A 24,747-nucleotide genomic window follows, 5' to 3' on the forward strand; every position below is an offset into this window, starting at 1 on the left:
ATACTCCAATGCTACAATCATTTCATAAAATTAGATTCAGTCTAAATCCAATTATAGAAATGATGGAGGGTTCATATATGGATAGATTAACAACCAATCAGGGAGCTCCGGTAGGAAGCAACCAACATTCTAAAACGGCTGGCCGTCGCGGTCCGACTTTGCTTGAGGATTATCATCTGATCGAGAAAATCGCCCACTTCGACCGCGAACGGATTCCTGAGCGAGTCGTTCATGCCCGTGGTGCAGGCGCACATGGTGTCTTTGTTGTCGAGAATGACATGAAGCCTTATACCAAAGCCGCTTTCTTGCAGGAGATTGGTCAAGAGACACCGGTCCTCGTCCGCTTCTCCACGGTTATTCATGGAACAGGTTCGCCGGAAACAGCGCGCGATCCACGCGGGTTTGCCGTGAAGTTCTACACGGAGGAAGGCAACTATGATATCGTGGGCAATCATCTTCCGGTCTTCTTCATTCGGGACGCGATTAAATTTCCGGATATGGTCCACTCTCTGAAACCTTCACCAGACAGTAATATTCAGGAACCCGGCCGGTATTGGGATTTCATGACCCTGTCACCGGAATCCACCCATATGATGACTTGGTTGTTCTCGGATCTTGGAACACCGGCAAACTATCGCGAATTGGATGGATTCAGCGTTCACGCTTTTAAATGGGTGAACAGCGAAGGAAAAATGACCTACATTAAATACAAATGGGAGTCCGTTCAAGGCGTGAACACGTTGACGGCCGACGAAGTGAGAGCAGTGCAGGGCAAGGATTTCAATCATGCCACCCGTGATCTTCGCGAACACATCGAGAATGGGAATTTTCCAAAATGGCGTCTGCAGGTACAACTGATGTCTCCGGAGGAGATGGACGAACTGCCATTTGATCCATTGGATCCAACCAAGACTTGGCCGGAAGATCTTTTTCCGCTTCTAACAGTTGGTACCATGACCTTGAATCGCAACCCGCAAAACTATTTTGCCGAGGTGGAGCAGGCGGCTTTCTCTCCAAGTGCTTTGGTGCCTGGCATTGAACCTTCTGAAGATAAATTGCTGCAGGGCCGGTTATTCTCTTATCCGGATACACAGCGTCACCGTCTTGGCCCGAACTACTTACAGATTCCGGTTAACTGCCCGTATGCGCCTGTCCGTAATCATCAGCGCGACGGCTTGATGAACGTGAATCAGGATCCGTCCCCGGTAAACTATGAGCCGAACAGCTATACAACTGGGCCTGTTGAAGATCCGTCTGTCCATGAGAGTGAAACTCCGCTAGTAGGGCATGTCGTACGCCAGCGCATTGAGAAAACCGATGATTTCAATCAGGCTGGTGAACTGTATCGTTCATTTACACAAGTGCAGAAGGATCATTTGCTTCGTAATTTGATTGACGATTTAAGTCAGGTCAAGTCCGATATCCAGCTGCGGGCCGTATGTAATTTTTATCGTGCCGATGTGGAATTTGGCACAAGACTCGCTGCTGGTCTTGGCGTAGACCTGAGCGGATTCATCCCGGCCAGTCAGCCTAATCCAAGCCACGTTAACCTGTAAGAGCTATTTCATCCGGTTTCTGGCTGTGCCGGGTGCGAAACGAAGGCTCTGGTATCGATAATTCAGGAATTGACGCCTAAGAGGGGGACCCTATATGTGGGGGCTCCCTCTTTTTTGGTTGAAAAGTATAACCTTCAAAGGTGCATTATCTTGCTCTCGAACAGGGAGGTTTCTTTTGAACACGGTATATCTTCTGTGAAATAGTGTATATCAACATTTTTCCCGTTTGGATATAATTACCTAACCCTACCGCATAATGTATGGCCCAAGGATTGCCGATAAGTTGAAGGGAGTATTTTTATGAGACGGGGGTACTCACTGCGGGTGGAAAGGAACGAAAACGAATGAAGAAAAAGAGAGCAAATCGTATTAGAAGGAATTTGATCCTTACATTTCTCCTCGTGCTTCTTGTGCCAAGCTTCACAATCGGGATTGTGACTTACCGGGATGCCAAGGGAAAAATTGAGGAAGAAATCCTGCGCAGTGCATCGTTAAGCGTCGATACGGCGAATGAGTTCATTAATGACACGCTTCAATCCAAGCTTTATGATTTGGACTATTTCAGCGGGAAACTGAAGTCTGTGGAGATCGATACCGAGCTTGCCGACCAGGGTACAGCGACGATTCAATCACTGAAGGAATACTTGCAGCTTCATCCTGAAACGGTGGAGGTATTCGTCGGCACGGAAGCAGGCGGATTCATCAAAGCGTCTGAGGAGAAACTGGCTCCGGGTTATGATCATAAACGAAGCGGATGGTATCAGCAGGCCATGAATGCAGCAGGCAAACCAATTATTACGGCACCCTATACTTCGAAAGCGGGTTCGCTGATTGTGGTAACGATGGCCAAAATGCTGCCGGACGGCAGAGGCGTTGTAGGCGTTGACCTTAACCTTCACAGTATCCGGGATTTGGTTCAAGTAAAGGTTGGTAAGGCAGGCTATACGTTTGTACTCGATCAGGATGGTAAGTATCTGTTTCATCCCGATTACGAGGCAGGAGCCGATGCGTTGGCTGAGGGCGATTGGGTATCCAAGCTGTATGAGCATCCATCGGGAGAGATTTCCTACCAGCATGATGGTTTGGATAAACGGTTGAGCTATATTACGAATGAGCAAACCGGCTGGGTCATCGCAGGAACCATGCTTGTAAAGGAGGTCGACGACTCTGTTCACGGCATCCGTAATACCATGATACTGGTCTTGCTCGCTTCCCTCTTGGCCGCCTCGGTGCTGATAGCTTGGAATGTGCGGTCGGTCATCAAACCTATCCGCCAATTGCGTGAAGCAACTGAAGTTATTAGCGAGGGAGACTTGACGTATCACTTAAAGGATTTCAAACGTGATGAGGTAGGAGAATTGGCCAGTCACTTTCAGCAGATGGTGTACAGCCTGCGAGAGATGGTGCATGGAGTTAAGTCGATGACGGAGAACGTTTCCGCATCTTCCGAGCAATTGTCTGCAAGCGCCCTGCAGAATACGAGCGCAGTAGAGCACGTCACGTCTTCCATCCAGGAAGTTGCAGCCGGCAGTGAACGACAGCTGTTTGCCGCAGAGGAGATTCTGGGGCGTATCCACCAGGTATCCCGGCATGCGGATGAGATTGCGGATGTTCTGGGGAAGGTTGCAGGCGCTATGGATCAGACGGAGGAACTGGCACGTAACGGAAACAAGACCGTCATTACAGCAGCAGCGACCATGCAGGATATGGATCAAGCAATGAATGATTTGAACGGGGTTATCCAGCAGCTGTCTGAGCGTACGGAGGAAATCGGCGGTATTGCTGCAGCCATCACCGACATTGCCAAGCAGACAAGTCTGTTGTCGCTGAATGCCTCCATCGAGGCTGCGAGGGCTGGAGAACAAGGCAAAGGATTTGCAGTGGTAGCTGCTGAAATCCGCAAGCTTGCCCAAAGGTCGGAGACTTCAGCAGAGTATATAACAGGGCTGATTACGAATGTCCTGGCTAACGTCGGACAGACCATTGAAGTAATGGAATCGGCTAAAGAAAAGGTATCGGATGGCGTAGACGCTGCAGATGGTACAGGACGCTCCTTCTCTAGAATCATGAAGGCCATCCATTCGGTGTCCGGGCAGGTAAAAACGACGTCTGAGGCTGCCAAGGAATTGGCTGAAGGGACAACCGCTGCGAGGATCGCCATTGAAGAGATCCGTGAGGTTTCAGAAGAGACCTCGAGTCAGACACAGACGATCTCGGCGGCTTCGGAAGAACAGCTTGCTTCCATGGAAGAGGTCACGGCCTCTGCTGCGGATCTTAGTCAGCTTGCCGAGGAACTGCAGGAGATGGTGAAGCGTTTTAAGATTTAAGATTTAAGGCTAGATAAGGTTTGCTGTGATTCTTCTATATTGAATATTCATGTTAAGCAGTGAAAGGAATGCCTAATTCCTTTCGCTGCTTTTTAATGAGGAGTTTTGTAAGAATAAGACCTAAGTGGCTTTATCTATAGTGACAGGCCCTTTATACTTGAATCATCTCCTAGAAGCTGTTCATACTTGGATACATAGTTATAGAAATGAAGAGAGTGAGGCGGCATCTAACATGGCACAGCATATGAAAGATCGGATTATAGCTTTGGCCGGACCGCGCAAGGCGGCAGACATGGCCAAGCTGGTGGAGAAGATGGGCGGCACCGCCGTGCTGCGGCCTGCGCAGGGAACCGTATTTTTGGATGATGAAGTACTGCGCAGATCGATCGAGGCGTGGCTTGAGGCTCCTGCTCCATGGGCCATATTTACGACGGGAATCGGGCTTGAGGCTATCTATGAGAAGGCTGAACAGATGGGTCTATTGAATACATTAAATGAAACACTAATGAACACCTCGATTGCAGCAAGAGGGTACAAGACAGCGAATGCGCTGAAAAAGCGCGGGCTTGCGCCCGTGGCAAGAGATGATGACGGCAGTACGTCCGGACTTTTGCGGTCACTTGCGGCGCATGACATATCGGGAAAACGTATCCTATTGCAGCTGCATGGCGAATCTGCACCGAAACTGGTAGAGGAGCTGAAGAATCGCGGGGGAACGGTGCAGCCAATTCTGCCATATAAACATATTCCGCCGCTGGAGGAGGATGTCTCGCTGCTCGTTGACGAGATCATTGGTGGCAAGGTGCATGCCGTTGCTTTTACAAGCGCGCCACAGTTTCGCTTCCTGGCCGATTACGCCCGTGCACACGGCAAGCTGGAAGATGTGCTGAAGGCATTTCGAGGGCCTGTGATAGCAGCAGCTGTCGGCAAGGTTACAGCTCAGGGACTCCGGGAGGAAGGCATTGAACGCATCGTGGTTCCAGAAGAGGAGCGAATGGGCAGCATGATGGTAACGCTTGGCCGCTACTTTGCTCAAAACCAAGAATAATGTCATGATATAACATAATGAAGCTGAATCGATTCCCTTTCGGCTTTGAATGCATGTTCCTAGAGAACATGTGAAATATTGATTAGTAATAGGAGGATGAATGATGGATAAGAGAAAAGCTTTGCTGCTTGGCAGCTACACCCACCCGAAGTTTCATCCGCTGCAAGGAATTGACAAACAGATAACGCATTTGCTGAATGATATGTTTACTGTGCAGTGCACGGAGAATCACAAAATGCTTCATGAAAGTAATCTATATCCTTACGAGCTGTGCATCGCATACAGCGATTTGTGGGATGAGCGCGTCTCGCCCCGCCAAACCGCAGGTCTGCTGTCTTACGTAAGCGGCGGAGGCGGCTTGCTTGTCATCCATAACGGCGTAACGCTGGCCAACCGCTATGAGCTGGCCCAATTGATCGGTGCCCGTTTTGACGGACACCCGCCGATGGAGAAGCTGTATTTTGTACCGGGAGAGACCGACCATGATATAACGGAAGGCGTGGAGCCATTTGTGCTGGATGAGGAGCCTTACCGGTTCGTATTTAGTCCATTCACCGAAAAAACGGTACTCTTGCATTACGAATACGAGGGACAGCAGTGGCCTGCAGCCTGGTGCCATACATATGGCATCGGACGCGTCGTCTTCTTGATGCCGGGCCACCATGAGCCGTCCTTTCTCCAGCCTCAGCTGCGTCTCATGATTACGCAAGCGGCCAAATGGGCTGCACGCGTTCCGGGTTAAGAAGCTATTTTGATGGATTGGTAGGAGGGACATGCTTGAGCCGGAAAATACTAATAGTTGAAGACGAAGCGAAAATATCCCGTCTGCTGGAAATTGAGCTTGAAAGCGAGGGCTACGAGGTTGCCAAAGCGGATAACGGACTGGATGGACTGAGCGCATATCGAAGCGGTTCCTTCGATTTGGTTCTGCTCGACGTTATGCTGCCGGGTATGAGCGGCATTGAGCTGCTGCGGCGCATCCGAAGCCAGGATACGGATCGGGTTATATTGAGAGGGAGAAAGCAGACGACGGGTATACCTTGTCGGTCTGCTTTCTTTTTTTGTAGGAATTCTGCCCAAGTGCCCTCATATTTACGACCGAATCCGGGTAATTCTATGTACATAGCCGGGACTTCTATCCGAAACATGAAAGCAAGCCCAGGGATAGATGTTTTTTACCAGCGTTAAAGGTTATAATGGAAACAGACAACGACCGGGAGGGATATACTGTGAGTGATCTTTTTAAGAAAGCAATCTCGCTAGGCGTGGGCCTTACCGTGGTCAGCAAGGAAAAAGTAGAAAAAATCGTGGATGATCTGGTCAAACGAGGGGAACTTGCCCCCACGGAGTCCAAAGCACTAGTGGATCGTCTCGTTGAACGAGGCGAAGAGGAGCAGTCGCAGATCAAGAAATATATTTATGAACAGGTACAGCGTGTATTGTCTGATCTGGACGTTTCCAAAGAGAGCGATGTCGTCAGCCTGGAACAGCGCATTGCCGTTTTGGAGAAAAAGGTACTAGAACTGGAAGGATCGAAGCAGGAATAGATGGCGCTTCGAATCCGACATGCCGGCCGTTACCGGGAAATCGCCATGGCGCTCATGCGTCATGGCTTTGGCTATATGGTGGAGGAGATGGGACTGTTCCATGTGCTGTCGCTGCCAGCCCGCTGGAGTTCGCGGGAACAGCCGGAGACGATGACGCTTGGAGAACGTATTCGGCGAGTGCTCGAGGATCTGGGCCCTGCCTTCGTAAAGCTTGGGCAGCTGGCGAGTACAAGATCAGACCTGCTGCCGGACCCAATTATCCAGGAATTGGTGAAGCTGCAGGAGCGGGTACCTCCGTTTTCTTCCGCCAGTGCGCGGGAGCTGATAGAGCAAGAGTGGGGTATGCGAATCGATGAAGTGTTGAGTGAGTTTCAAGATAAGCCGCTGGCTGCTGCCTCGATTGGGCAAGTCCACGCCGGCAGGCTGAAAACCGGAGAACATGTTGCAATCAAAGTACAGCGGCCCGGCGTAGCCCGGATGATCGGTCGCGACTTGGAGATACTGCGGGATTTGGTTTCGATTGCCGAGCGCCATTGGGAATGGGTGAAGCAGTACCGAGTCGATCGGATCGTTGACGAATTCGCCAGAGCCATGATGGCTGAGCTGGATTACAGCCATGAAGCTCGAAATGCAGAGAAGATTGCATCCCGTATGACCGAGCAGGAAAGCATTCATATTCCGCAGGTTTATTGGGAGTATACGACTTCAATGGTGCTGATGATGGAGTATGCCGATGGACTCACGTTAAGCCGGCGGCAGGAGATAGTGGATAAGGGACATGATCTGAAAGCGATCGCTGAACATTTGATCGATGGCATGCTGCATCAAATTTTTATAGATGGTTTCTTTCACGCTGATCCTCATCCAGGCAATCTGCTGGTTCGTGAGGATGGAACGCTGGTCTTTCTGGATTTTGGACTGGTAGGTCAACTCAGCGAGGATATGAGGGACCATCTATCCGGGCTTATCATTGCTCTGATGCGGAGAAATTCGGAAGGGATGATTCGGGCCATATCCCGCATGGGAGTCATTCCGGATGATTGCGATATGGACTTGCTACGGACCGATATGGATCGGCTCCGGGAAGAATATTATGATGTGCCTTTCGCGCAAGTACGGATTGGCAAGGCGCTGACGGATTTGTTTGCCGTTGCCCAGCGACACAGCATTATGCTGCCGCCTGATCTGACGCTGCTTGGCAAGTCCTTGTTGACACTGGAAGGGGTTATCGAGATGCTGGATCCGAATTTAAGCATTATCGATATGGCGGAGCCTTTTGGCCGGAAGCTGCTGAAGAAACGCTATAATACCCGCCGGATCAGCAGGAAGGTGCTCGATGGAGTAGCGGGGATTGCTGAGAGTCTGCTTGATCTGCCGGGACAGGCCAGGCAGCTGTCGGCACTGATCAGTAAAGGCAAATTGCGGGTGGAAATCAGCGTGCCCGAGCTGAAAGCGTTGATGCGCAAAATGGACCAGATTAGCAACCGCCTGTCCTTCAGTATCGTTCTTCTTGCCTTCAGCATTATTATGGTTGGACTGATTATTGGCTCTTCGCTCAGTAGGGAACCGATGATGTTATGGAGATTTCCGGTGATTGAAGTAGGCTTCATCGTTGCTCTGCTTATGGTTGCATGGCTGCTGTACGCGATTTTTAAGTCCGGCAGGTTCTAGCTGATGGATTCCCGCATTGGCCTGCTTGCGCCAGTGGATCCAGGCTTGGACGCCAATCAAGATCCACTCTGTAAGATGGAAGAAGACGACGATGAGCAGGGATTGCAGCCAGCCACTGATGGGAATACGAGTCAGGAACAGCGACATTGCGTATACCAGGACTGTGTCGGTCAGGACCGTAACCGTCTGTTTAATATACAGGGAGGCATCCTTGCGAAGCAGCAGCCGCAGCAGCCCAATGATCAATGGATGAATGAAGCTCTCAAAGATCAGGAATCCGATCAGCAGCAGAAGCGATAAGCTGACGACAGCGCTTTGACCTTCATTAACAGTGGTTCTGCTGGATCCTGAAACAGGATGTGCGGGAAACCAATGGGTATACAGCATAGCAAATAATACGAGAGGTATCATAATAAAGGCCGACAACAGCGGGATAAGCCATAGCTTCTTACGGAAAGCCACGCTCGGCTCACCGTCGCGTCTTGAGATATAATTCATCATCAGATTGATGAGGACGAACAGAATCATCAGAATAAATACGAATACAACGCTCTGAATGAGCTGCATATCCATAAACACCTCCTTGAGGATGTAAGATTATACATGATATTATTCAAAGTTTAGGGTCATTTGTCAGTCGCAAGAGATGCCATGGAAGCCCCCGGTTCTTCTTGAAACGATTTCGATCGGCATTTTGTCGGGATTTATCTATGTTTTATGTTATTCCAGCCGATGGACGAAACCTATGCTAAATAAATTAAATGAGGTGGAACGTTTGCCGAACTTTCAACAACTGGGCATTGACGATCAAAGAGTACGGAAACTGAAGGAACAGGGGATTACCGAGCCGACTCCGGTTCAGCAAGAGAGCATCCCGCTGCTGCTGCAAGGAAAGGACGTCATCGCCCGCGCTAAAACCGGTACAGGCAAAACACTGGCTTTCATGCTGCCGATTCTGCAGGCTATCGATCCCAAGCGTGCGTATCCGCAGGCACTTATCGTAGCACCGACGCGTGAACTTGCACTGCAAATTACGGAAGAAGCCAAAAAGCTGACGGCCGGTGAGCCGGATGGCATTAAAATCTTGGCGGTCTATGGCGGTCAAGATGTGGAGAAGCAGCTGCGCAAGCTCGAAGGTGGACGCCATTTGATCATCGGTACGCCAGGGCGGCTTCTGGATCACTTACGCCGCGGTACGCTGGAACTGGGCGGTGTGAAGCAGCTGGTACTGGATGAAGCCGACCAGATGCTGCACATGGGCTTCCTTGATGAAGTAGAGGCGTTGATTCATGCACTGCCGTACAGACGGCAGACGATGCTCTTCTCGGCTACGATGCCTGCCGGCGTCAAACAGCTTGCCGGCAATTATATGAATCAACCGGTGGATATCGTCATTAAGGGAGCCTCCCCGATTCCGCTGGAGCAAATCCAGCAGATTGTGGTAGAATGCACGGATCGTTCCAAGCAGGATGCCTTGCGTGCGATGATTGAACAGTACAATCCTTTTCTCGCCATCATTTTCTGCCGGACCAAGCGCCGGGCTACGACACTGAACGAGGCATTGCTGGCCCATGGCTATCAATCGGACGAGCTGCATGGGGATCTGTCCCAGGCGAAGCGGGAAGCGGTGATGAAGAGGTTCCGGGAAGCCAAGCTGCAGCTGCTGGTGGCCACGGATGTAGCAGCCAGAGGGCTTGACGTTGAGGGTGTCACTCATGTCTTCAACTACGATATGCCTCATGATGTCGAAAGTTATATTCACCGTATTGGACGAACAGGACGTGCCGGAGGCAACGGAATGGCTGTTACTTTCGCAGCAGGTAAGGATCTTAACGATTTGCAGCGTATTGAGGAAGGGATTTCTCAGCGCTTGAAGCGTGTACGCTATGATTCAGGTGCCGGAAGCCTTCGTGAAGGCTCGAGCGATTCGGGCAGGGAGACAGGAAGATCTGGAAGAATAAGAAGTGCTTCCTCGTTTGCATCACATGATGAGCGTGGACAAGGCAGAGGCCGCTCCAATCGCCATGCGGGTTCTGGACAGAGCCGCAGCAACAAGGCAGGCAGTACACGTGGTGAGCAAAGCAGGGGACGGGCTGAATCATCACGTGGGGAAGAACGGGGATTCGGACGTGCAGGCAGTCGTGATGGCCGGAATGCCGAAGGACGTGGATCGGCGGCCGGAAGTCGTGGCGGCAACAATAGCCGGACCGGTGGACGCGGCGGCGAAGGCCGGGGACATTCACAGGCCGGGACCCGCGGCAACAACAGCAGCCGTGGATCTTCTCGAACTGACAGCCGGGGAAATCACGGAGCCCGCGGTGCGAAAGGCCAGAGCGGCGGACGGCGTGGCGGCCGCAGCCGGTAAAGAGATGAGCTGTTTCAATCCGCACGATCATGTTTATATAGAAAGCGTTACCTAGTCAACGACGAGGAGGCGTTACCATGTCTGAACATAATCATGTTGTAAATAAGAATGGTGAGCTTAATGTGGGCAAGGTCGATGATGCGATGGAGCGGATTGACGATAAGGAGAAGGAGCGGATTCTGGCTGATTTTGATTCTTTCCAGGGTTATCTGCACAAACGAATTCAGCTTGCTGAGAGCATCGGTTTGAATGAGGAGCAGTTGGCACAGACAGCGGAGAAGGTTGCCGGTTATCTGGCTGCAAACGAGGAGCCCCGTAATTCAGAAGAGAAACTTCTTCAGGAACTATGGAAAGTGGGAACCCAAGAGGAGCAGCATAAGCTGGCCCATATGCTTGTGAAGCTGGCTCAGAACCGTAGGGCTCAATAAGATATTTCGATGGGATTCCTCCCCGGCCCGTGCCGGGGGAGGAATTTTTGGTTCCTGCCTATTTTGTTGATACGCATAAAGCAGGATTTGTATAAAAACAACATACATATTAGTACCGCAAATGTCTCTTCTAAATATACGTACTGGGTAACAACATAAGTAGATGGGAGGGAGTTGTCTGAATGTCTCTGGTGCTTCATGAGCAGAGAAAGCCCAAAATGCAGCCTTTTTATTGGGTGCTGTCTTTTGAGATGCATGCACTGGGAATGCTCTTGGGTTTGGCCATGACGGTTGGACCCTTGATTTTGCTGTATTATTGGACCAATGTCTGGACCTGGATTAGCCTGATTGCTATACCCGTAGGCATTTACATGGGGATAAGAATATGGAATAGCCTCAAAAGGAATATTTGGTTTAACACGCATCTGGATGAATATTTGTTATACGATGATCATGTGGAGTATACGCGGTGGGACCCGGAAACGAGAGAAGCCTCCAAGGGGAGCTTCTGGATTAGTGACGTGAAGGAACTATACTACGGCCGTTATGTTATGCAATACAGCTATGCTTATCGAGAAAGCAAAATGACTGAGGCCTTGCCCGTGGTTGAACTCATGCCGATGCTGTACCTCATTGCAGCAGAAGGAATGAAAGACCGGGTTGTTGCCATTCCTTTTATCGATGCAATGGAGGCAAACCGCTGGCTTGAGGTCATTGGAAGAAAAGATATCCCCTTGTACCTGACATCGATCCTGATTCCGGATATAGAAGATGAATCGGCCCTGGATTTACTGCGCGAAGATGAGGATCTGGAGCGTACCGAATTCGACGGCAATATAGAGCGTCAATTCCGTCCTTATCTAGAGCGTCTGATTCAGCGAAGCGAGGAAGCTGAAGACCGGGAGTTGACGGAGGAAGAGCTGAATCAGGTCGAGTACGATATGCAGATGCTTGAATATGAAGAGGCATTGCAGAAGCAAAGATCAGCCTTTCGTGGTATCGGTTGGCTTGCTTGGCTGGTATTTCCCGTCCAGTATGCAATCGGCTATTGGTTAACTCGTCAGGCAGAGCAGGGCCACCTTGACCCGGATCAAGTCTTGTACCCGATTCTTCTTGTCGGGCTCTCTGCTATTCTGTTCCTATTCCTGGTGAAATGGATGCGCTGGCCACAGATCATCATATTTTCGGTGATCACCTTTGTATCGCTTGTTTTTGTGGATTTCTCCGAAATTGAAACCGATCCTTCCTATCGAATGTCAAGCATGCTGCTTGGTGTATCGATGGTATCACTTCCTGTGGTGGGATTGTTGTACTTGGGGGTTCGGTATATGCGTAGGCGCAGGGATGCCAGCAAACTTCCGCCTAAGCCAAAGCCGTATCAGGTTCAGCATGAAACTGATCTACCCGCCCAACCTCCGGGCGATCAATACTGGACGTGAATTTAAAGCGAAATACAAAACGCACCCTTATATCTGAGGGTGCGTTTTATATCGGTATCTGTAGGTTTCCATCGGCTGGCTGGTAAAGGTGCTGTCCAGCTTTTTCTTCTCTCCGGGAGCGAGCGTGATGTTCTCGTACGTTTCTGTGAACACCTCGTCATCGTTCTTATCATAGAGGAAGAGAGTAATGTTGCCATGGAATGTTTGACTTTCATGATAGTTGCCAGCATAAACTTCAATGTCGGCTTTTTCTTCCCTGCGATACGCTCCGGCATGAACAATAATGTAGTCGTCCACACTCCGAAGCTCGCCGTCAGCTTTCTTATCCTCATAATTTTGGTCCAACTCAGTGAGCATAGTCTCTTCTTTATAGAGCGAGTCCTGAGTAATGAGCCCGATGGGAATGGTCAGAATAAAATAAAAGGCCAGGGTGGACAGTCCCGTGCTTCGAAGGACGGTCTTGCGGTCATAACCGCCGACGCGCAAGCCGATGAAGGCGATCAGCGCTAAGACGATGACGATCAGATGCCATGGGGAAATAAACATTTGGGGATATAATTTCATTTCATTTCCTCGCTAGGTTAATAATTATGTACAATCGTTAGTTTTGCCAAACTCCAAACTATACATCATTTACCCCGCTGGATAGCTGCTTAAACACTTCCCAGGCAGATTTTTAACTTAGAGCAGGGTAGATGTTTATATCATAGGGTATTTTTACAGATGAGGGTAGTGCCTGTGAAGCGGAAATATTGGTTTTGAGGGTCAGAATTCGGTATGATGTAGAAATAGGTACCTAACGTGGCGGAGGCTTGCAAAGCCTGCTGTCCAATAAATGAAGCCAGGAGGAGAATCAAAATGTCCGTTTACGAATATAAAGCTGTGAACCCAAGAGGGCAGGAAGTTTCGTTAAACCAGTATGCAGGCAAAGTTCTGATTATTGCCAATACCGCAAGCCAATGTGGTCTTACGCCGCAATATGGTGAGCTTCAGCAGCTACATGACCAGTATAGTCAGCAGGGACTGGAAATTCTGGGCTTCCCCTGCAATCAGTTTGGCGGGCAAGAGCCGGGCACAAGCGAAGAGGCCGAATCCTTCTGTCAATTGAATTATGGCGTGAGCTTTCCGATTTTTGGGAAAGTGGATGTGAATGGAGAGGGAACGCATCCGTTATTTCAATATTTAAAGGCGGAGCAGCCGGGTCCGAATGAAGACGGTGATATCGCTTGGAATTTCACGAAATTCCTGGTGGACCGCGAGGGTAAGGTCATTCGCCGATTCGAGCCGCGCGAGACGCCGGAATCGATGAAGGAGGCCATTGAATCCTTGCTGGATTAAGGCTTAATGTGATGTACGAACAGGGATGTTATCTTCAGGATTGTTGACTGAAGGAGCAGCCCTGTTTTTTATTATATCTGTTGTAAGGTCGGGAAAATCATAAGGGGATGCCTGTCCTGCCGTTGGATTGTTATAGCTTACCCAAGTCCAGGATGCTGTATCCTTGATGGTGAGTCTAATCGAAAATATTGCTTTCATTCTCCTCATCATAAAGTCATTAAGGCTTGTTGTGATGAACTATTTTGGAGTCAATAGCATGGATCATTCATATTATGTGAAATTATGAACAATGTGTGAATAAACCTTTTTCCTATTGAACTGTGAAATAAATCACATTATAATAAGCTTATGAAGTGAAATAATTCACATTACAATATTCCCATTCATCACCTTCATTCGGCACATGTGCTGCCAAGCATGAATCCAGGGGAAAGTGTTCATCTTAAATAAATATGAAGCTTCACATTTGGAGGAGGAAAAACCATGAAAGTTGCAGTTATCGGTTGTACCCATGCAGGAACGTCCGCCATCGTAAATACCGCCAAGCTATACCCGGATGCACAGATTACCGTTTATGAACGCAATGATAACATCTCTTTTCTGTCCTGTGGTATTGCGCTTTATGTTGGAGGGGTTGTGAAGGACCCTGACGGATTGTTTTATTCTTCGCCTCAGAAACTCGATGAGCTGGGTGTTGATACCAGAATGAAGCATGAGATCATCTCCGTGGATACAGACCGGAAAACGTTGAAAGTGCGGAACCTGGTCACTTCGGAGACCTTTGATGATACCTATGACAAATTGATTGTCACTACTGGTTCGTGGCCGATCGTGCCGAAGCTTGAGGGAATCGACCTGGGCAATATTCAGCTCTGCAAAAACTACAGTCATTCCAACACGATCATTGAAAAAGCAAAAGAAGCCAAACACATTACGGTTGTGGGTGCCGGTTATATCGGAGTTGAACTCGTAGAGGCATTCCAGCAAAACGGCAAGCAGGTTACCCTGATCGACAGTGCTGATCGTATTCTGAACAAATATCTGGATCCGGAATTCAGCGGCAAGATCGAGCAATCCTTCCGTGAAAGAGGGATTGAGATGGCTCTGGGACAGACCGTTACTTCTTTCCGGGGAGAGGATGGCAAAGTCAATAAAGTTATTACGGACAAAAGCGAGATCGATACCGATATGGTCATACTCTGCATCGGCTTCCGTCCAAACACGGAGCTGCTGAAAGGGCAAGTGGACATGTTACAAAATGGCGCCATTGTCGTGGATACCTATATGCAAACCAGCAAACAGGATGTGTATGCTGCAGGCGATTGCTGCTCCGTGCATTATAATCCGACGGGTAAAATGATGTATATTCCGCTCGCTACCAATGCTGTCCGCATGGGCACACTCGTCGCACGCAATCTGGTACAGCCGACCACCCCTTATATGGGAACACAAGGCACGTCCGGTTTGAAAATATATGAACACAACATCGCTTCCACAGGATTAACCGAAGGATCTGCCAAGGATGAAGAGCTGGATGTTGAGACCGTAAGCATCACGGATCATTACCGCCCGGAATTCATGCCTACCTTTGAAGAGGTAACCCTGAAGGTGGTATATGAACGCGACAGCCGCCGTATGCTTGGTGCACAAGTCATATCGCGAGTGGACGTAACCCAATCCATTAACACGCTGTCGGTATGCATACAGAATCGCATGACGATCGACCAGCTGGCGTTCATCGACTTCTTCTTCCAACCACATTACAATAAACCTTGGAATTTCCTGAACACCGCCGGACTGCAGGCATTGCCTGAGATCGAAACGAAGACACTCGTGCATGCCTAATATATGTCACTTGAAGACCCCTGAAATCAGGGGTCTTTTTCTTGTTTTTGAAGGAATATGGATTTTGACAGCGAATTGGAAAATATCCGGACATTTCGATATCGACTTTCAGGAGGTAGGATGAATGATGAATAAAAAAGTAATGATGGCCTCGGCCGTATTGTTTACGATGCTGCTGACGGCTGCTTGTTCTAATGATCAGGCGGATAACCCGCCTGCACAGACACCACCGGCTGCGGTGGATAGCGAAGGAACAGATCAGAAAGGTGCGCCTGAAGAGGAATCACCTCAAGAAGAGGAACAACCGGCAAAAGATACGGATGTGAAGCCGATCGGCGAGCCCGCGGCCGTAGGCGATACGGTGGATTATCACGGCACGGTCATTACGCTGAATAGTGTGCGTGAATCCGAAGGGGATGAATATTTAAAGCCCCAGCAGGATCATATATTTAAAGTAGTAGAGGTTACCGTGAAGAACAATGGGCAGGAGCCAGTGGTCATATCGTCTGCATTGTCTTTTTCCATGACGGATTCGAGCAATCTGAATTATACGGTTCCCATTACCGATGATGTGAACATGCTGGATGGCACGATTGATCCTGGCGGAGAGCTGACGGGTGAAATCCCGTACGAAGTGAAGCAGGATGTCCAGGGTCTGCAGCTTAGTTATGGAGATCCGATGAAAGAAGGAAGGGCCATTTGGGCTGTGGAATGATGCAAGGATATGTTACCGATATTGGCTATAGCGTGCGATTAGGGGAAGGGTTTTGCTTAGGCAAAGCCCTTTTTGCATGCAAGGATTATGGAAGAACCTTTACATGAGGTAATGTTTACCATATAATTAAACCGTACAGTCGGTTTTTTGTTACGCTATGACAGAAACGACTAGAACATAAACGGAAATTGGTCACAACGGTTTCCCTGGTAAGGAGTGCTAACAAGGATGTCGACAGAAAAAGCCCAGCGCAAGCGGGACTTGATTCTAGATAAAGCGAAGGAGCTGTTTATTCAGCGGGGATATGCTGCAACATCGATGGATGAACTGGTTAAGTATACAGGTGCCAGTAAGGGCAGCATCTATTATCATTTTAAGAGCAAAGAAGATTTGTTCATCAAGCTGCTGGCGAAGCAGAATCAGGATTGGATGAAGTCCTGGGATGAGAAGAAAGTCCGCTTCGTAAGCTTCGAGGAGAAGCTGTACGGGATTGCTGAGCATATGGTTGATGATTTCCAGAATCCGCTCACCAAGATTGCGGAAGAGTTCTACATTAATCAGCCTGAGCATAAGTCGCTTTTGAGTGAAATGCTGGCGATTATCCAAGGCCCCCGCAGGCTTTACCGCGAAATTTTAACCGAGGGCGCGCAAGAAGGGCGGATACCCGCAGAAGATGTGGACGAAATATCCGTCGTTTTTGCATCGCTTCTCGATGGGATGACGGTTTCGTACTTTGAACGTTCCCAGGAGGAATTGAGGGAGTTATACCGTAGAGGTGTGACTTATTTTTTACACGGGGTATTAACTCGCACAAACAAGTAGCAGCAGAAAACCATGGATCCACCAGAGCGTTCCTAGTTTCAGGCAACGGGGAGCGTCTCTGTGCATATAATTAAACCGAACAGTCGGTATATTGGAGGACGGAGAATGAAACATTTGTTTAGGAATCGTGCGTTTGTCCTGCTTATGGTTTCGGATTTCATGCAAAATATCGGAATCTGGATCCGCAACATGGCGCTGTTGTTCTTCATTATGGAGAAGAGCAATCATGATCCGGTAGCCGTATCGCTGCTGACCGTGATTGAATACGCGCCGATTTTTGTAATTTCCATGATTGGCGGTGTGCTGGCTGACCGCTGGCGTCCCAAACGAACGATGATTTGGGGAGATATCTTAAGCTTTCTATCGATACTGCTTATTTTGTTTGTGGTGTATGCGGGTTATTGGCAGGCTGTGTTTGCCGTGACACTGGTATCGGCCGTTGTATCCCAATTCTCACAGCCTTCATCCATGAAAATCATCAAGCGCTGCTTGCCGGATGAGCATGTGCCTGCGGCGACAGCCTTATCCCAGACTTCAATGTCGCTGTTCATCATATTGGGACCTATGATTGGTACGGCGATCTATCAAGCTTTTGGACTTCAAGCCTCGTTAATCAGCTTGTTGGTTATATTCGCTGCATCAGTGATCGTGCTTTCCTTTCTTCCTTCTAGCCTGGATGAATCGCCTAAGGGATCGGAATCCACGGGTTCCTTTGTACAGGACATGAAGGCAGGCTTCACTTACATCGGTTCAAGTCGACTGCTGAAGGTGCTGCTGGTGATCTACGTATTGCTGGCACTGGGCAGCGGATTCGTTCAGCCGCTCGATATTTTTGTCATCACGGAGCGGCTTGGGCTCGAGATGTCCAGCGTGCAGTGGTTCACTGCGCTTGAGGGTCTGGGCATGTTAATCGGCGGTGTCATTGCTGCCGTGATTGCCGGAAAAATAAAAGGCTCCTACCTGCTGTTCGCCGGGCTTGCCTTCCTTGGAATCTCGACCTTTGTGGAAGTGCTGTCCGAGTGGCCAATCCTGACTGGCACGATGCGTTTCATTACCGGCGTGCTCCTGGCGATGGCGCAAACGGTTTTGATGGCAGTCATGATGCAGCAGGTGGATGAGAAATTTATCGGTCGGCTGAATGGCGTGATGATGCCGATATTCACGGGTATGCTGCTCATCGGCTCGGGAGTCACGGGATGGTATATGTCGGTAACCTCCATCGTTGTCGTGTACTTCACCGCGGGAGCACTCTTCCTGGTGTCGTCCTTTATCAGCATGAGGCTGCCCATTTCGCATGTTTCGATTCAGGCAGCGGAAGTGACGGCTGGCGCAGAAGCCCCGGCAAAGGCATAATTCTCCGAAAACAACTCTGATACCGGACAGTAAAAAAAGCAGTACAGGATAATCCCTGTACTGCTTTTTCGTGTTTGTTACCCCAGCTCATTTGATCGATGGTATGGGGTGCCATGTCAAGGCGTTAGGGGCGATCCGAAGACTCACCCTTCGCCAAGGCGCTGTGCCTGTATCCGTAGATAGCGTAAATAATGATGCCGATTCCGATCCATATGATGAACCCGATCCAGGTAATCCGCTGCAGCGTGGTTAACAAATATACGCAGCTGAGCACGGCAATCAAGGGTAGCCAAGGCACAAACGGTACTCGGAAGCTGCGCTTCAAATCTGGATGTGTTTTGCGCAGCACGATGATGCCAAGCGAGACGGTAATGAAGGCAAACAGCGTACCGATGCTGGCCAAATCCGCCAAATTGCCAAGCGGTACAAAACCGGACAGCACAGCGATACAGATACCGGATACCCAGGTGCTGAATTCCGGAGACTTCGTTTTCGGATTCACTGAGCTCATTTTTTTAGGGAGCAGCCCGTCCCGGCCAAGCGCATACAGCAATCGGGATTGTCCGAACATGACGCCCATCAGGACGGTAGTCAGGCCGGCGATGGCGCCCAGCGAAATGAAGTAGGACATCCAGTCCTGCTGGATATAGAACAGGGCGAAAGCTACAGGGTCCTTCACATTAAGCAGGTTGTATGGCACAAGGCCTGTCAGCACGGCAGTAACCGCAATGTATAATACCGAGACAATCAAGAGTGAGCCCAGAATACCGATGGGGAGGCTCTTCTGCGGCTGTTTGACCTCCTCGGCTGCCGTCGCGATGACATCAAATCCGATATATGCGAGAAAGGCAATGGCGGCTCCTGTCATCACTCCTTCCATGCCGAATGGGAGAAATGGTGTCCAGTTCTCAGGTTTTACATAGAAAATTCCTACGCCGATGAACAGCAGGATGACCGCGACTTTCAAATAAACCATAAAGGTATTAAGTCTTGTCGATTCCTTTGCCCCTCGAGATACGATCCACGTAATCAGCAGGGCGATGAATATGGCAGGTATATCCACATAGGTGCCTTTGGCTGGATTGAAGGCGCTGGTAATCGCGGTAGGAAGATGAATTCTGAAACCTCCCAGAATGCTCTGAACATAGCCTGACCAGCTGCTGGATACAAGTGCGCTGGCGAAGCCGTACTCAAGGAGAAGGTCCCAGCCCATCAGCCAGGCAAACCCTTCGCCAAAGGTCGAATAGCTGTACGTATAGGCACTGCCGGTCACCGGCACGGAGGACGCAAATTCAGCATAGCAGAGTGCACAGAAGGCGCACACCAGACCCGCCAGCAAAAATGAAACGATCAGTCCAGGACCGGCATGGGTTGCGGCTGTGACGCCGGTTAATACAAAAATCCCTGTGCCCACGATCGATCCAACGCCAAGAACGATGAGATCCATGACGCCAAGCTGTTTTTTTAAAGCGGTACGTACTTCCCCGTCTTGTATAATCGGGATCGGCTTCTTGCGAAGCAGATTGTGTTTCAAGCTCATAAAATGGAGTCTCCTAGATGTTTATTTAGATAGATTTCCCCGATGTGACCCATCCATTCCGACATTATAAAGAAAAAAGAATTTGTTTGGAAGCCCAAATGCCTCATCTGCCAGATGTCCGCCCTCAATGGACAGTGAACGTGACAAATTTCACGTAATAGATTGTGAATATGCGGTAAAATACAGGTAACTTCAACACAGGTAACGATCATAATCTGCGTAGATGCCACAGATTTGAAGGGCAGGTAGCAGTAGAAATGAGGGAGTGGCTATGGCCTTCTACAAACCTGAGCGAATTGCCGAAATAACGATGGAGACCGGAGTCAAAAAAGCACATAATTCCACGATGAATGTCATCATATTAGGATTCCTGGCGGGAGCTTTTATTGCGCTGGGCTTTTTGCTGGATATTCGCGTAATTGCAGGAGTCTCGGCAGATTGGGGAGGTATTGCCGGTTTGATAGGCGCAGCCGTATTCCCGATCGGACTGATTCTTGTGCTGCTGGCAGGGGGAGAACTGCTGACAGGCAACATGATGGCCGTATCATTGGCTAGATTCAAACAGCGGATATCCACGATAGAGATGATTCGAAATCTGGCGCTCGTTACGATAAGCAACCTGGCGGGTGCGTTGTTCGTGGCTTACTTTTTTGGGCATGTAACCGGACTGACAGCCAGCGGTATTTATCTGGAGAAGCTTGTGGCCATGGCGGGACATAAGCTGGACGACAGCTTCCTGCAGGCGTTCTTGTCGGGCATCGGCTGCAACTGGCTTGTTGCTCTCGCCGTATGGCTGTCCTATGGATCAGATCAGATGAGCGGTAAGATTATGGGCATCTGGTTTCCGACGATGGCTTTTGTCGCGATTGGTTTTCAGCACGTGGTAGCGAATATGTTCCTCATTCCGGCGGCTATTTTTGAGGGATATTACAGCTGGGGTGATTATCTGATGAATTTCATCCCGGTATGGCTTGGTAATTTCGTCGGAGGCGCCTTGTTTGTGGGAATGGCCTATGGATCCGTATATTTAAAAAATAGCAGCAGTGATCAGGCCGTTCTCCGTGGCGAACGTGACGCAGCTTTGCCGCCATCTGCACCCGGCACAGATAATGCGCAGCAGGTACATTCCACACCGAAGGTGTCTTAGGATTCTGGGCTTCTTATTTATCATTTAACTCGCGGTATACAAAAACAAATTCGCCATGTCGGTCTCGGGGGAGGAGACACTGACATGGCGAATTTTTTTGGGAGTGGTCCATGATTTGGCAAGGAAGAGAAAGGGTCTGGGTTCCTCTTCTATGCTCTTGATAGGAATATACCCGGCTGGAAGAATAGTGAATCACCTTCATATAAAAAATGTTCGGCTTTACTGGAACCCTGATATTCTTTTAAGATAAGGAGATATGGTGCAGCCGTGCAGAAGGGGGAATGGGAAATGACACAAGATATGATTCATCAGGAAAACGGCGTGTTTCCGGCGGTATGTCCACTGGATTGTCCGGATACTTGCGGCCTGCTGCTGCATAAGGAAAACGGAAAAATCGTTAAGGTTACCGGTAATCCGGACCATCCTGTTACACAGGGCGCGATATGTAACAAGGTACGAAATATGGCAGAGAGGGTCTATCATCCGGAACGCTTAATGTATCCGCTGCGCCGGGTCGGAGCCAAGGGAGAAGGCGTTTTTGAGCAGATTAGCTGGGATGAAGCCATATTCGAAATTACGGAACGGTTCAAGGCGCTTACGGAGGAGTATGGATCGGAGAGCATACTGCCGTATAGCTTTTATGGTAATATGGGCATCATTGGCGTCGACGGGATGGATCGCCGTTTCTTCAACGCACTCGGATCGAGTAAATTGAAACAGAGCATTTGTAATTCTGCTGGTAATGAAGGCTGGAAATCAGTCATGGGTATTAATGCTGGAACCCTGCCCGAGGAGACGATTCAATCTGATTTGATTATCGTTTGGGGCGGCAACATCGTCAGTACGAATATGCACCAGGTCGTATTGGCAGAGAAGGCCCGGAAGAACAACGGGGCCAAGGTGATTGTCATTGATGTACACAAGAACCAGACAGGCCAGTGGGCGGATTGGTTCATTCCGCTTCACCCAGGTACAGACACGGCTCTCGCCATTGGCATAATGCATATTTTATTCCGTGATGGATTAGTGAATGAAGCGTTTATGGAGCAGTATACGCTTGGCCATGCGGAACTAAGGGAGCATGTAAAAGAATACACGCCTGAGTATGTATCCTCTATTACCGGGATACCGGCTGAACATATAGAGGAATTGGCTGTGATGTACGGCCGTGCGGAAGCCGCATATATACATATCGGCAATGGGCTTCAGCATCATGACAACGGCGGAATGGCGATTCGCAGCATTGCTTGTCTCCCTGGACTAACCGGCCATTGGTTAAAGCCAGGCGGAGGCGCGGCTAAGTCAAATGGCGGGTACAGCTCAATGAACGGCGATGCGCTAGAACGGCCCGATCTGAGGCCGAATCCTGAGGCGCGTACGATTAATATGAACCGGATCGGTGAGGCGCTGGCGATGACAGACAAGCCGATTAAGGGAATGTTTGTTTATTGTAGCAATCCGCTGGTCGTGGCACCGGATACCGAGCGGGTTCGCACCGGATTTGCGCGTGAGGATCTGTTTACTGTGGTTCATGATTTGTTTATGACTGATACAGCCAAATACGCAGATATTGTGCTCCCGGCGACCTCTTCGTTTGAGAATACCGATGTGTTCGCTTCCTATTGGCATCCGTATATTCAATTGCAAGAACCGGTCATTCCTGCACAGGGTGAGAGCAAGGGGAATGTGGAGTTATTCTCTCTATTAGGAAGGGCGATGGGATTCCCTGAGGCTGCCTTCTCCGAAACGGAGGAAGAGATGATTGCAAGGGCGCTTGATTACCCTGATAATCCGTATCTGGACGGGGTTACATTAAGCGCCTTGAAGGAGCACCGCCATGTGAAGCTGAATCTCACTCCATATGCTTCGTACTTGGATCATTTGCCAACGCCATCGGGGCGCATCGAACTGTATTCCGAGGCACTTGCGGCAGCAGGACTGCCGCCGCTGCCGACCTATGTGCCGCTGAAAGAAGGATATGACGGCATCCGGCGGGGACGGGGCCATCAATATCCACTCATGTTTATCTCGCCACCGACGCATAACTTTTTGAATTCTACCTTCGCCAACGTTCCCAAGCATCAGAAGCTGGAGAAGGAGCCTTTTCTGCAAATTCACCCGGAGGATGCGGCCGAGCGAAGCATCGAAGATGGGATGTGGGTAAGCGTTTATAATGATCGGGGAACATTCGAAGCGCGGGCCAAGATTGTGGAAAAAATGCTGCCCGGTACTGTGGTGAGTCAAGGTTTGTGGTGGGATGCAGATGGACGAAAGCAGCGGGCCAATGCCTTAACGTCCGATCGGTTGGCCGATCTCGGTGAGGGGGCAACCTTCTTCTCAACGGTAGTAGAGGTCAGACCTAACTGAGCGCTTCCTAAAAATGCATAGAAAGACTGTCTTATAGGTCTATTTGACCTGAAGGCAGTCTTTTTTTTGATAGAAATTATCGAACTTTCCGGTAGAAGTATAAAAAATCGGGCTTTTATTATATAGCTTCAATATATTTCCATGGGTAGAATGGTACTAGGTCAATTGCAAGCGGTTTCGAAGTCTAAGATTTCAGAGAACCGGCATGTATTTACATCAATTTGTAACAGGAGGATAAATATGCCGCAAGCTACTACAGAACAGCAACCATCACCCATGTCCCGGCAGCCGAAGGTACATAATAAAAGTTTATTTAGGCGCTTATTGAAGCAATGGGATGTTCAGTTGATGGTATTACCAGGAGTTATTCTGGTTTTGATTTTTGCCTATCTGCCGATGTACGGTGTGATTACCGGATTTATGGATTACAGCATTTTTACAGGCTCAAATATCTTTGACAATCCTTGGGTTGGTTTCAAGCACTTTGAAGCTTTTTTAAATGCCCCAGAGTTTGAGAGGATTATTCGGAATACGATTGTAATCAGTTTACTTAAATTCTTTATTGGTTTTCCGGCACCGATTATTCTCGCACTGATGTTGAATGAAGTTCGACATATGTTCTTCAAGAGAATTATCCAGACGATTACCTACATGCCTCACTTCTTGTCTTGGGTTATTGTCGCGGGATTTGTAATTGCAATGCTCTCCACAGAGAACGGTAGTGTTAATATGCTGCTGCAGAGTGTGGGGGCCATTGATGAACCGATCAACTTCCTTTCTCTAAAACAATACTTCTGGACAATTCTGATTTCGGCTAACGTATGGAAAGAGATTGGGTTTAACTCGATTGTATATCTCGCCGCCATAGCCAGTATTGATCCGGCTCTGTATGAAGCGGCAGACATCGACGGGGCTAGCAAGACAAAGCAGATCTATCTCATTACGGTTCCTTCGATTATGCCAGTCGTTATCATCTTTATGATTCTTGCAATCGGCAGACTGCTCGATGCAGGATTCGAGGATATCTTGCTGTTGGCCTCTAACCCTGTATTAAGGCCAGTAGCCGACGTTGTAGATACCTATGTTTATCGCGTCGGCCTAGGAGCAAATCGCTATTCTTACGGGGTTGCCATCGGACTTTTCAAATCGGTGATCGCTGTCTTCCTGCTTACGATCGCTAACTATGCAGCCCGAAGATCCGGTAACAGTCTATGGTAATAATCAGTAGCAATCAGGAGG

General features: G+C 49.2%; 20 protein-coding genes and 1 pseudogene. 18 read left to right on the plus strand and 3 right to left on the minus strand.

Annotation, left to right across the window (positions count from 1 at the left end; genetic code table 11):
- The first annotated feature begins 77 nt into the window (after positions 1 to 77).
- From ABEQ74_RS10225 to ABEQ74_RS10255, 7 genes and pseudogenes are all read left to right on the plus strand, one after another.
- On the plus strand, positions 78 to 1,556 hold the full coding sequence (locus ABEQ74_RS10225) for a catalase (RefSeq protein WP_430122055.1): 1,479 nt from the start codon (positions 78 to 80) through the stop codon (positions 1,554 to 1,556).
- 344 nt (positions 1,557 to 1,900) lie between these two features.
- Positions 1,901 to 3,883, plus strand: coding sequence for a methyl-accepting chemotaxis protein (locus ABEQ74_RS10230; RefSeq protein WP_430122057.1), 1,983 nt, complete (start codon positions 1,901 to 1,903; stop codon positions 3,881 to 3,883).
- 232 nt (positions 3,884 to 4,115) lie between these two features.
- Positions 4,116 to 4,931, plus strand: coding sequence for a uroporphyrinogen-III synthase (locus ABEQ74_RS10235; protein ID WP_430122059.1), 816 nt, complete (start codon positions 4,116 to 4,118; stop codon positions 4,929 to 4,931).
- 103 nt (positions 4,932 to 5,034) lie between these two features.
- A complete protein-coding gene (locus ABEQ74_RS10240; RefSeq protein WP_430122061.1) occupies positions 5,035 to 5,673 on the plus strand; it encodes a ThuA domain-containing protein in 639 nt (212 codons plus the stop codon).
- Positions 5,674 to 5,708: 35 nt separating this feature from the next.
- Positions 5,709 to 5,942 (plus strand): annotated as a pseudogene (locus ABEQ74_RS10245) (response regulator); the annotation flags it as partial.
- A gap of 218 nt (positions 5,943 to 6,160) precedes the next feature.
- Positions 6,161 to 6,478 (plus strand): phasin family protein, encoded by a 318-nt coding sequence (locus ABEQ74_RS10250; protein ID WP_430122063.1) that lies wholly within the window; start codon positions 6,161 to 6,163, stop codon positions 6,476 to 6,478.
- Positions 6,479 to 8,149 carry an ABC1 kinase family protein gene (locus ABEQ74_RS10255; protein WP_430122065.1) on the plus strand — a complete coding sequence of 557 codons (1,671 nt, stop codon included), beginning with the start codon at positions 6,479 to 6,481 and terminating at the stop codon, positions 8,147 to 8,149.
- Here the strand turns inward: ABEQ74_RS10255 and ABEQ74_RS10260 are convergent.
- Positions 8,054 to 8,722, minus strand: a complete 669-nt coding sequence (locus ABEQ74_RS10260) for a hypothetical protein (protein WP_430122067.1) — start codon at positions 8,720 to 8,722, stop codon at positions 8,054 to 8,056. The genes ABEQ74_RS10255 and ABEQ74_RS10260 overlap by 96 nt on opposite strands.
- Positions 8,723 to 8,894: 172 nt before the next feature.
- Here ABEQ74_RS10260 and ABEQ74_RS10265 point away from each other — a divergent pair, with 172 nt between their 5' ends.
- The 3 genes from ABEQ74_RS10265 to ABEQ74_RS10275 all read left to right on the plus strand — a co-directional run bounded on the left by ABEQ74_RS10265 (position 8,895) and on the right by ABEQ74_RS10275 (position 12,381).
- Positions 8,895 to 10,514, plus strand: coding sequence for a DEAD/DEAH box helicase (locus ABEQ74_RS10265; RefSeq protein ID WP_430122069.1), 1,620 nt, complete (start codon positions 8,895 to 8,897; stop codon positions 10,512 to 10,514).
- Between the two features lie 77 nt (positions 10,515 to 10,591).
- Positions 10,592 to 10,942 carry a DUF3243 domain-containing protein gene (locus ABEQ74_RS10270; protein WP_430122071.1) on the plus strand — a complete coding sequence of 117 codons (351 nt, stop codon included), beginning with the start codon at positions 10,592 to 10,594 and terminating at the stop codon, positions 10,940 to 10,942.
- Between the two features lie 182 nt (positions 10,943 to 11,124).
- Positions 11,125 to 12,381 (plus strand): hypothetical protein, encoded by a 1,257-nt coding sequence (locus ABEQ74_RS10275; protein ID WP_430122073.1) that lies wholly within the window; start codon positions 11,125 to 11,127, stop codon positions 12,379 to 12,381.
- Between the two features lie 27 nt (positions 12,382 to 12,408).
- Here the strand turns inward: ABEQ74_RS10275 and ABEQ74_RS10280 are convergent, their stop codons facing one another.
- The gene (locus ABEQ74_RS10280; protein WP_430122074.1) at positions 12,409 to 12,945 is read right to left on the minus strand and encodes a hypothetical protein; all 537 of its coding nucleotides are present in this window, start codon (positions 12,943 to 12,945) and stop codon (positions 12,409 to 12,411) included.
- A gap of 294 nt (positions 12,946 to 13,239) precedes the next feature.
- On the opposite strand from ABEQ74_RS10280, the gene ABEQ74_RS10285 reads away from it, so the two are divergent.
- The 5 genes from ABEQ74_RS10285 to ABEQ74_RS10305 all read left to right on the plus strand — a co-directional run bounded on the left by ABEQ74_RS10285 (position 13,240) and on the right by ABEQ74_RS10305 (position 18,454).
- Positions 13,240 to 13,719: a glutathione peroxidase gene (locus tag ABEQ74_RS10285; RefSeq protein WP_430122076.1), complete on the plus strand. Its 480-nt coding sequence runs from the start codon at positions 13,240 to 13,242 to the stop codon at positions 13,717 to 13,719.
- A gap of 483 nt (positions 13,720 to 14,202) precedes the next feature.
- Complete coding sequence (locus ABEQ74_RS10290) at positions 14,203 to 15,564, plus strand: FAD-dependent oxidoreductase (protein WP_430122078.1); 1,362 nt, start codon at positions 14,203 to 14,205, stop codon at positions 15,562 to 15,564.
- A gap of 124 nt (positions 15,565 to 15,688) precedes the next feature.
- Positions 15,689 to 16,279 carry a DUF4352 domain-containing protein gene (locus ABEQ74_RS10295; protein ID WP_430122080.1) on the plus strand — a complete coding sequence of 197 codons (591 nt, stop codon included), beginning with the start codon at positions 15,689 to 15,691 and terminating at the stop codon, positions 16,277 to 16,279.
- A gap of 228 nt (positions 16,280 to 16,507) precedes the next feature.
- Complete coding sequence (locus tag ABEQ74_RS10300) at positions 16,508 to 17,101, plus strand: TetR/AcrR family transcriptional regulator (protein WP_430122082.1); 594 nt, start codon at positions 16,508 to 16,510, stop codon at positions 17,099 to 17,101.
- A 105-nt stretch (positions 17,102 to 17,206) separates the two neighbouring features.
- Positions 17,207 to 18,454, plus strand: coding sequence for an MFS transporter (locus tag ABEQ74_RS10305; RefSeq protein WP_430122084.1), 1,248 nt, complete (start codon positions 17,207 to 17,209; stop codon positions 18,452 to 18,454).
- A gap of 124 nt (positions 18,455 to 18,578) precedes the next feature.
- Here ABEQ74_RS10305 and ABEQ74_RS10310 read toward each other — a convergent pair whose 3' ends face one another.
- A complete protein-coding gene (locus ABEQ74_RS10310; protein ID WP_430122085.1) occupies positions 18,579 to 19,994 on the minus strand; it encodes an amino acid permease in 1,416 nt (471 codons plus the stop codon).
- 271 nt (positions 19,995 to 20,265) lie between these two features.
- Here ABEQ74_RS10310 and ABEQ74_RS10315 point away from each other — a divergent pair, with 271 nt between their 5' ends.
- The 3 genes from ABEQ74_RS10315 (at position 20,266) to ABEQ74_RS10325 (ending at position 24,726) form a co-directional block, all read left to right on the plus strand.
- A complete protein-coding gene (locus tag ABEQ74_RS10315) occupies positions 20,266 to 21,141 on the plus strand; it encodes a formate/nitrite transporter family protein (protein ID WP_430122086.1) in 876 nt (291 codons plus the stop codon).
- Positions 21,142 to 21,429: 288 nt separating this feature from the next.
- A complete protein-coding gene (locus tag ABEQ74_RS10320; protein WP_430122087.1) occupies positions 21,430 to 23,508 on the plus strand; it encodes a molybdopterin-containing oxidoreductase family protein in 2,079 nt (692 codons plus the stop codon).
- A 240-nt stretch (positions 23,509 to 23,748) separates the two neighbouring features.
- On the plus strand, positions 23,749 to 24,726 hold the full coding sequence (locus ABEQ74_RS10325; protein WP_430122088.1) for an ABC transporter permease: 978 nt from the start codon (positions 23,749 to 23,751) through the stop codon (positions 24,724 to 24,726).
- Positions 24,727 to 24,747 lie beyond the last annotated feature (21 nt).

It is taken from the genome of Paenibacillus solani (assembly GCF_050475945.1).
GTDB classification, from domain to species: domain Bacteria; phylum Bacillota; class Bacilli; order Paenibacillales; family Paenibacillaceae; genus Paenibacillus_AQ; species Paenibacillus_AQ solani_A.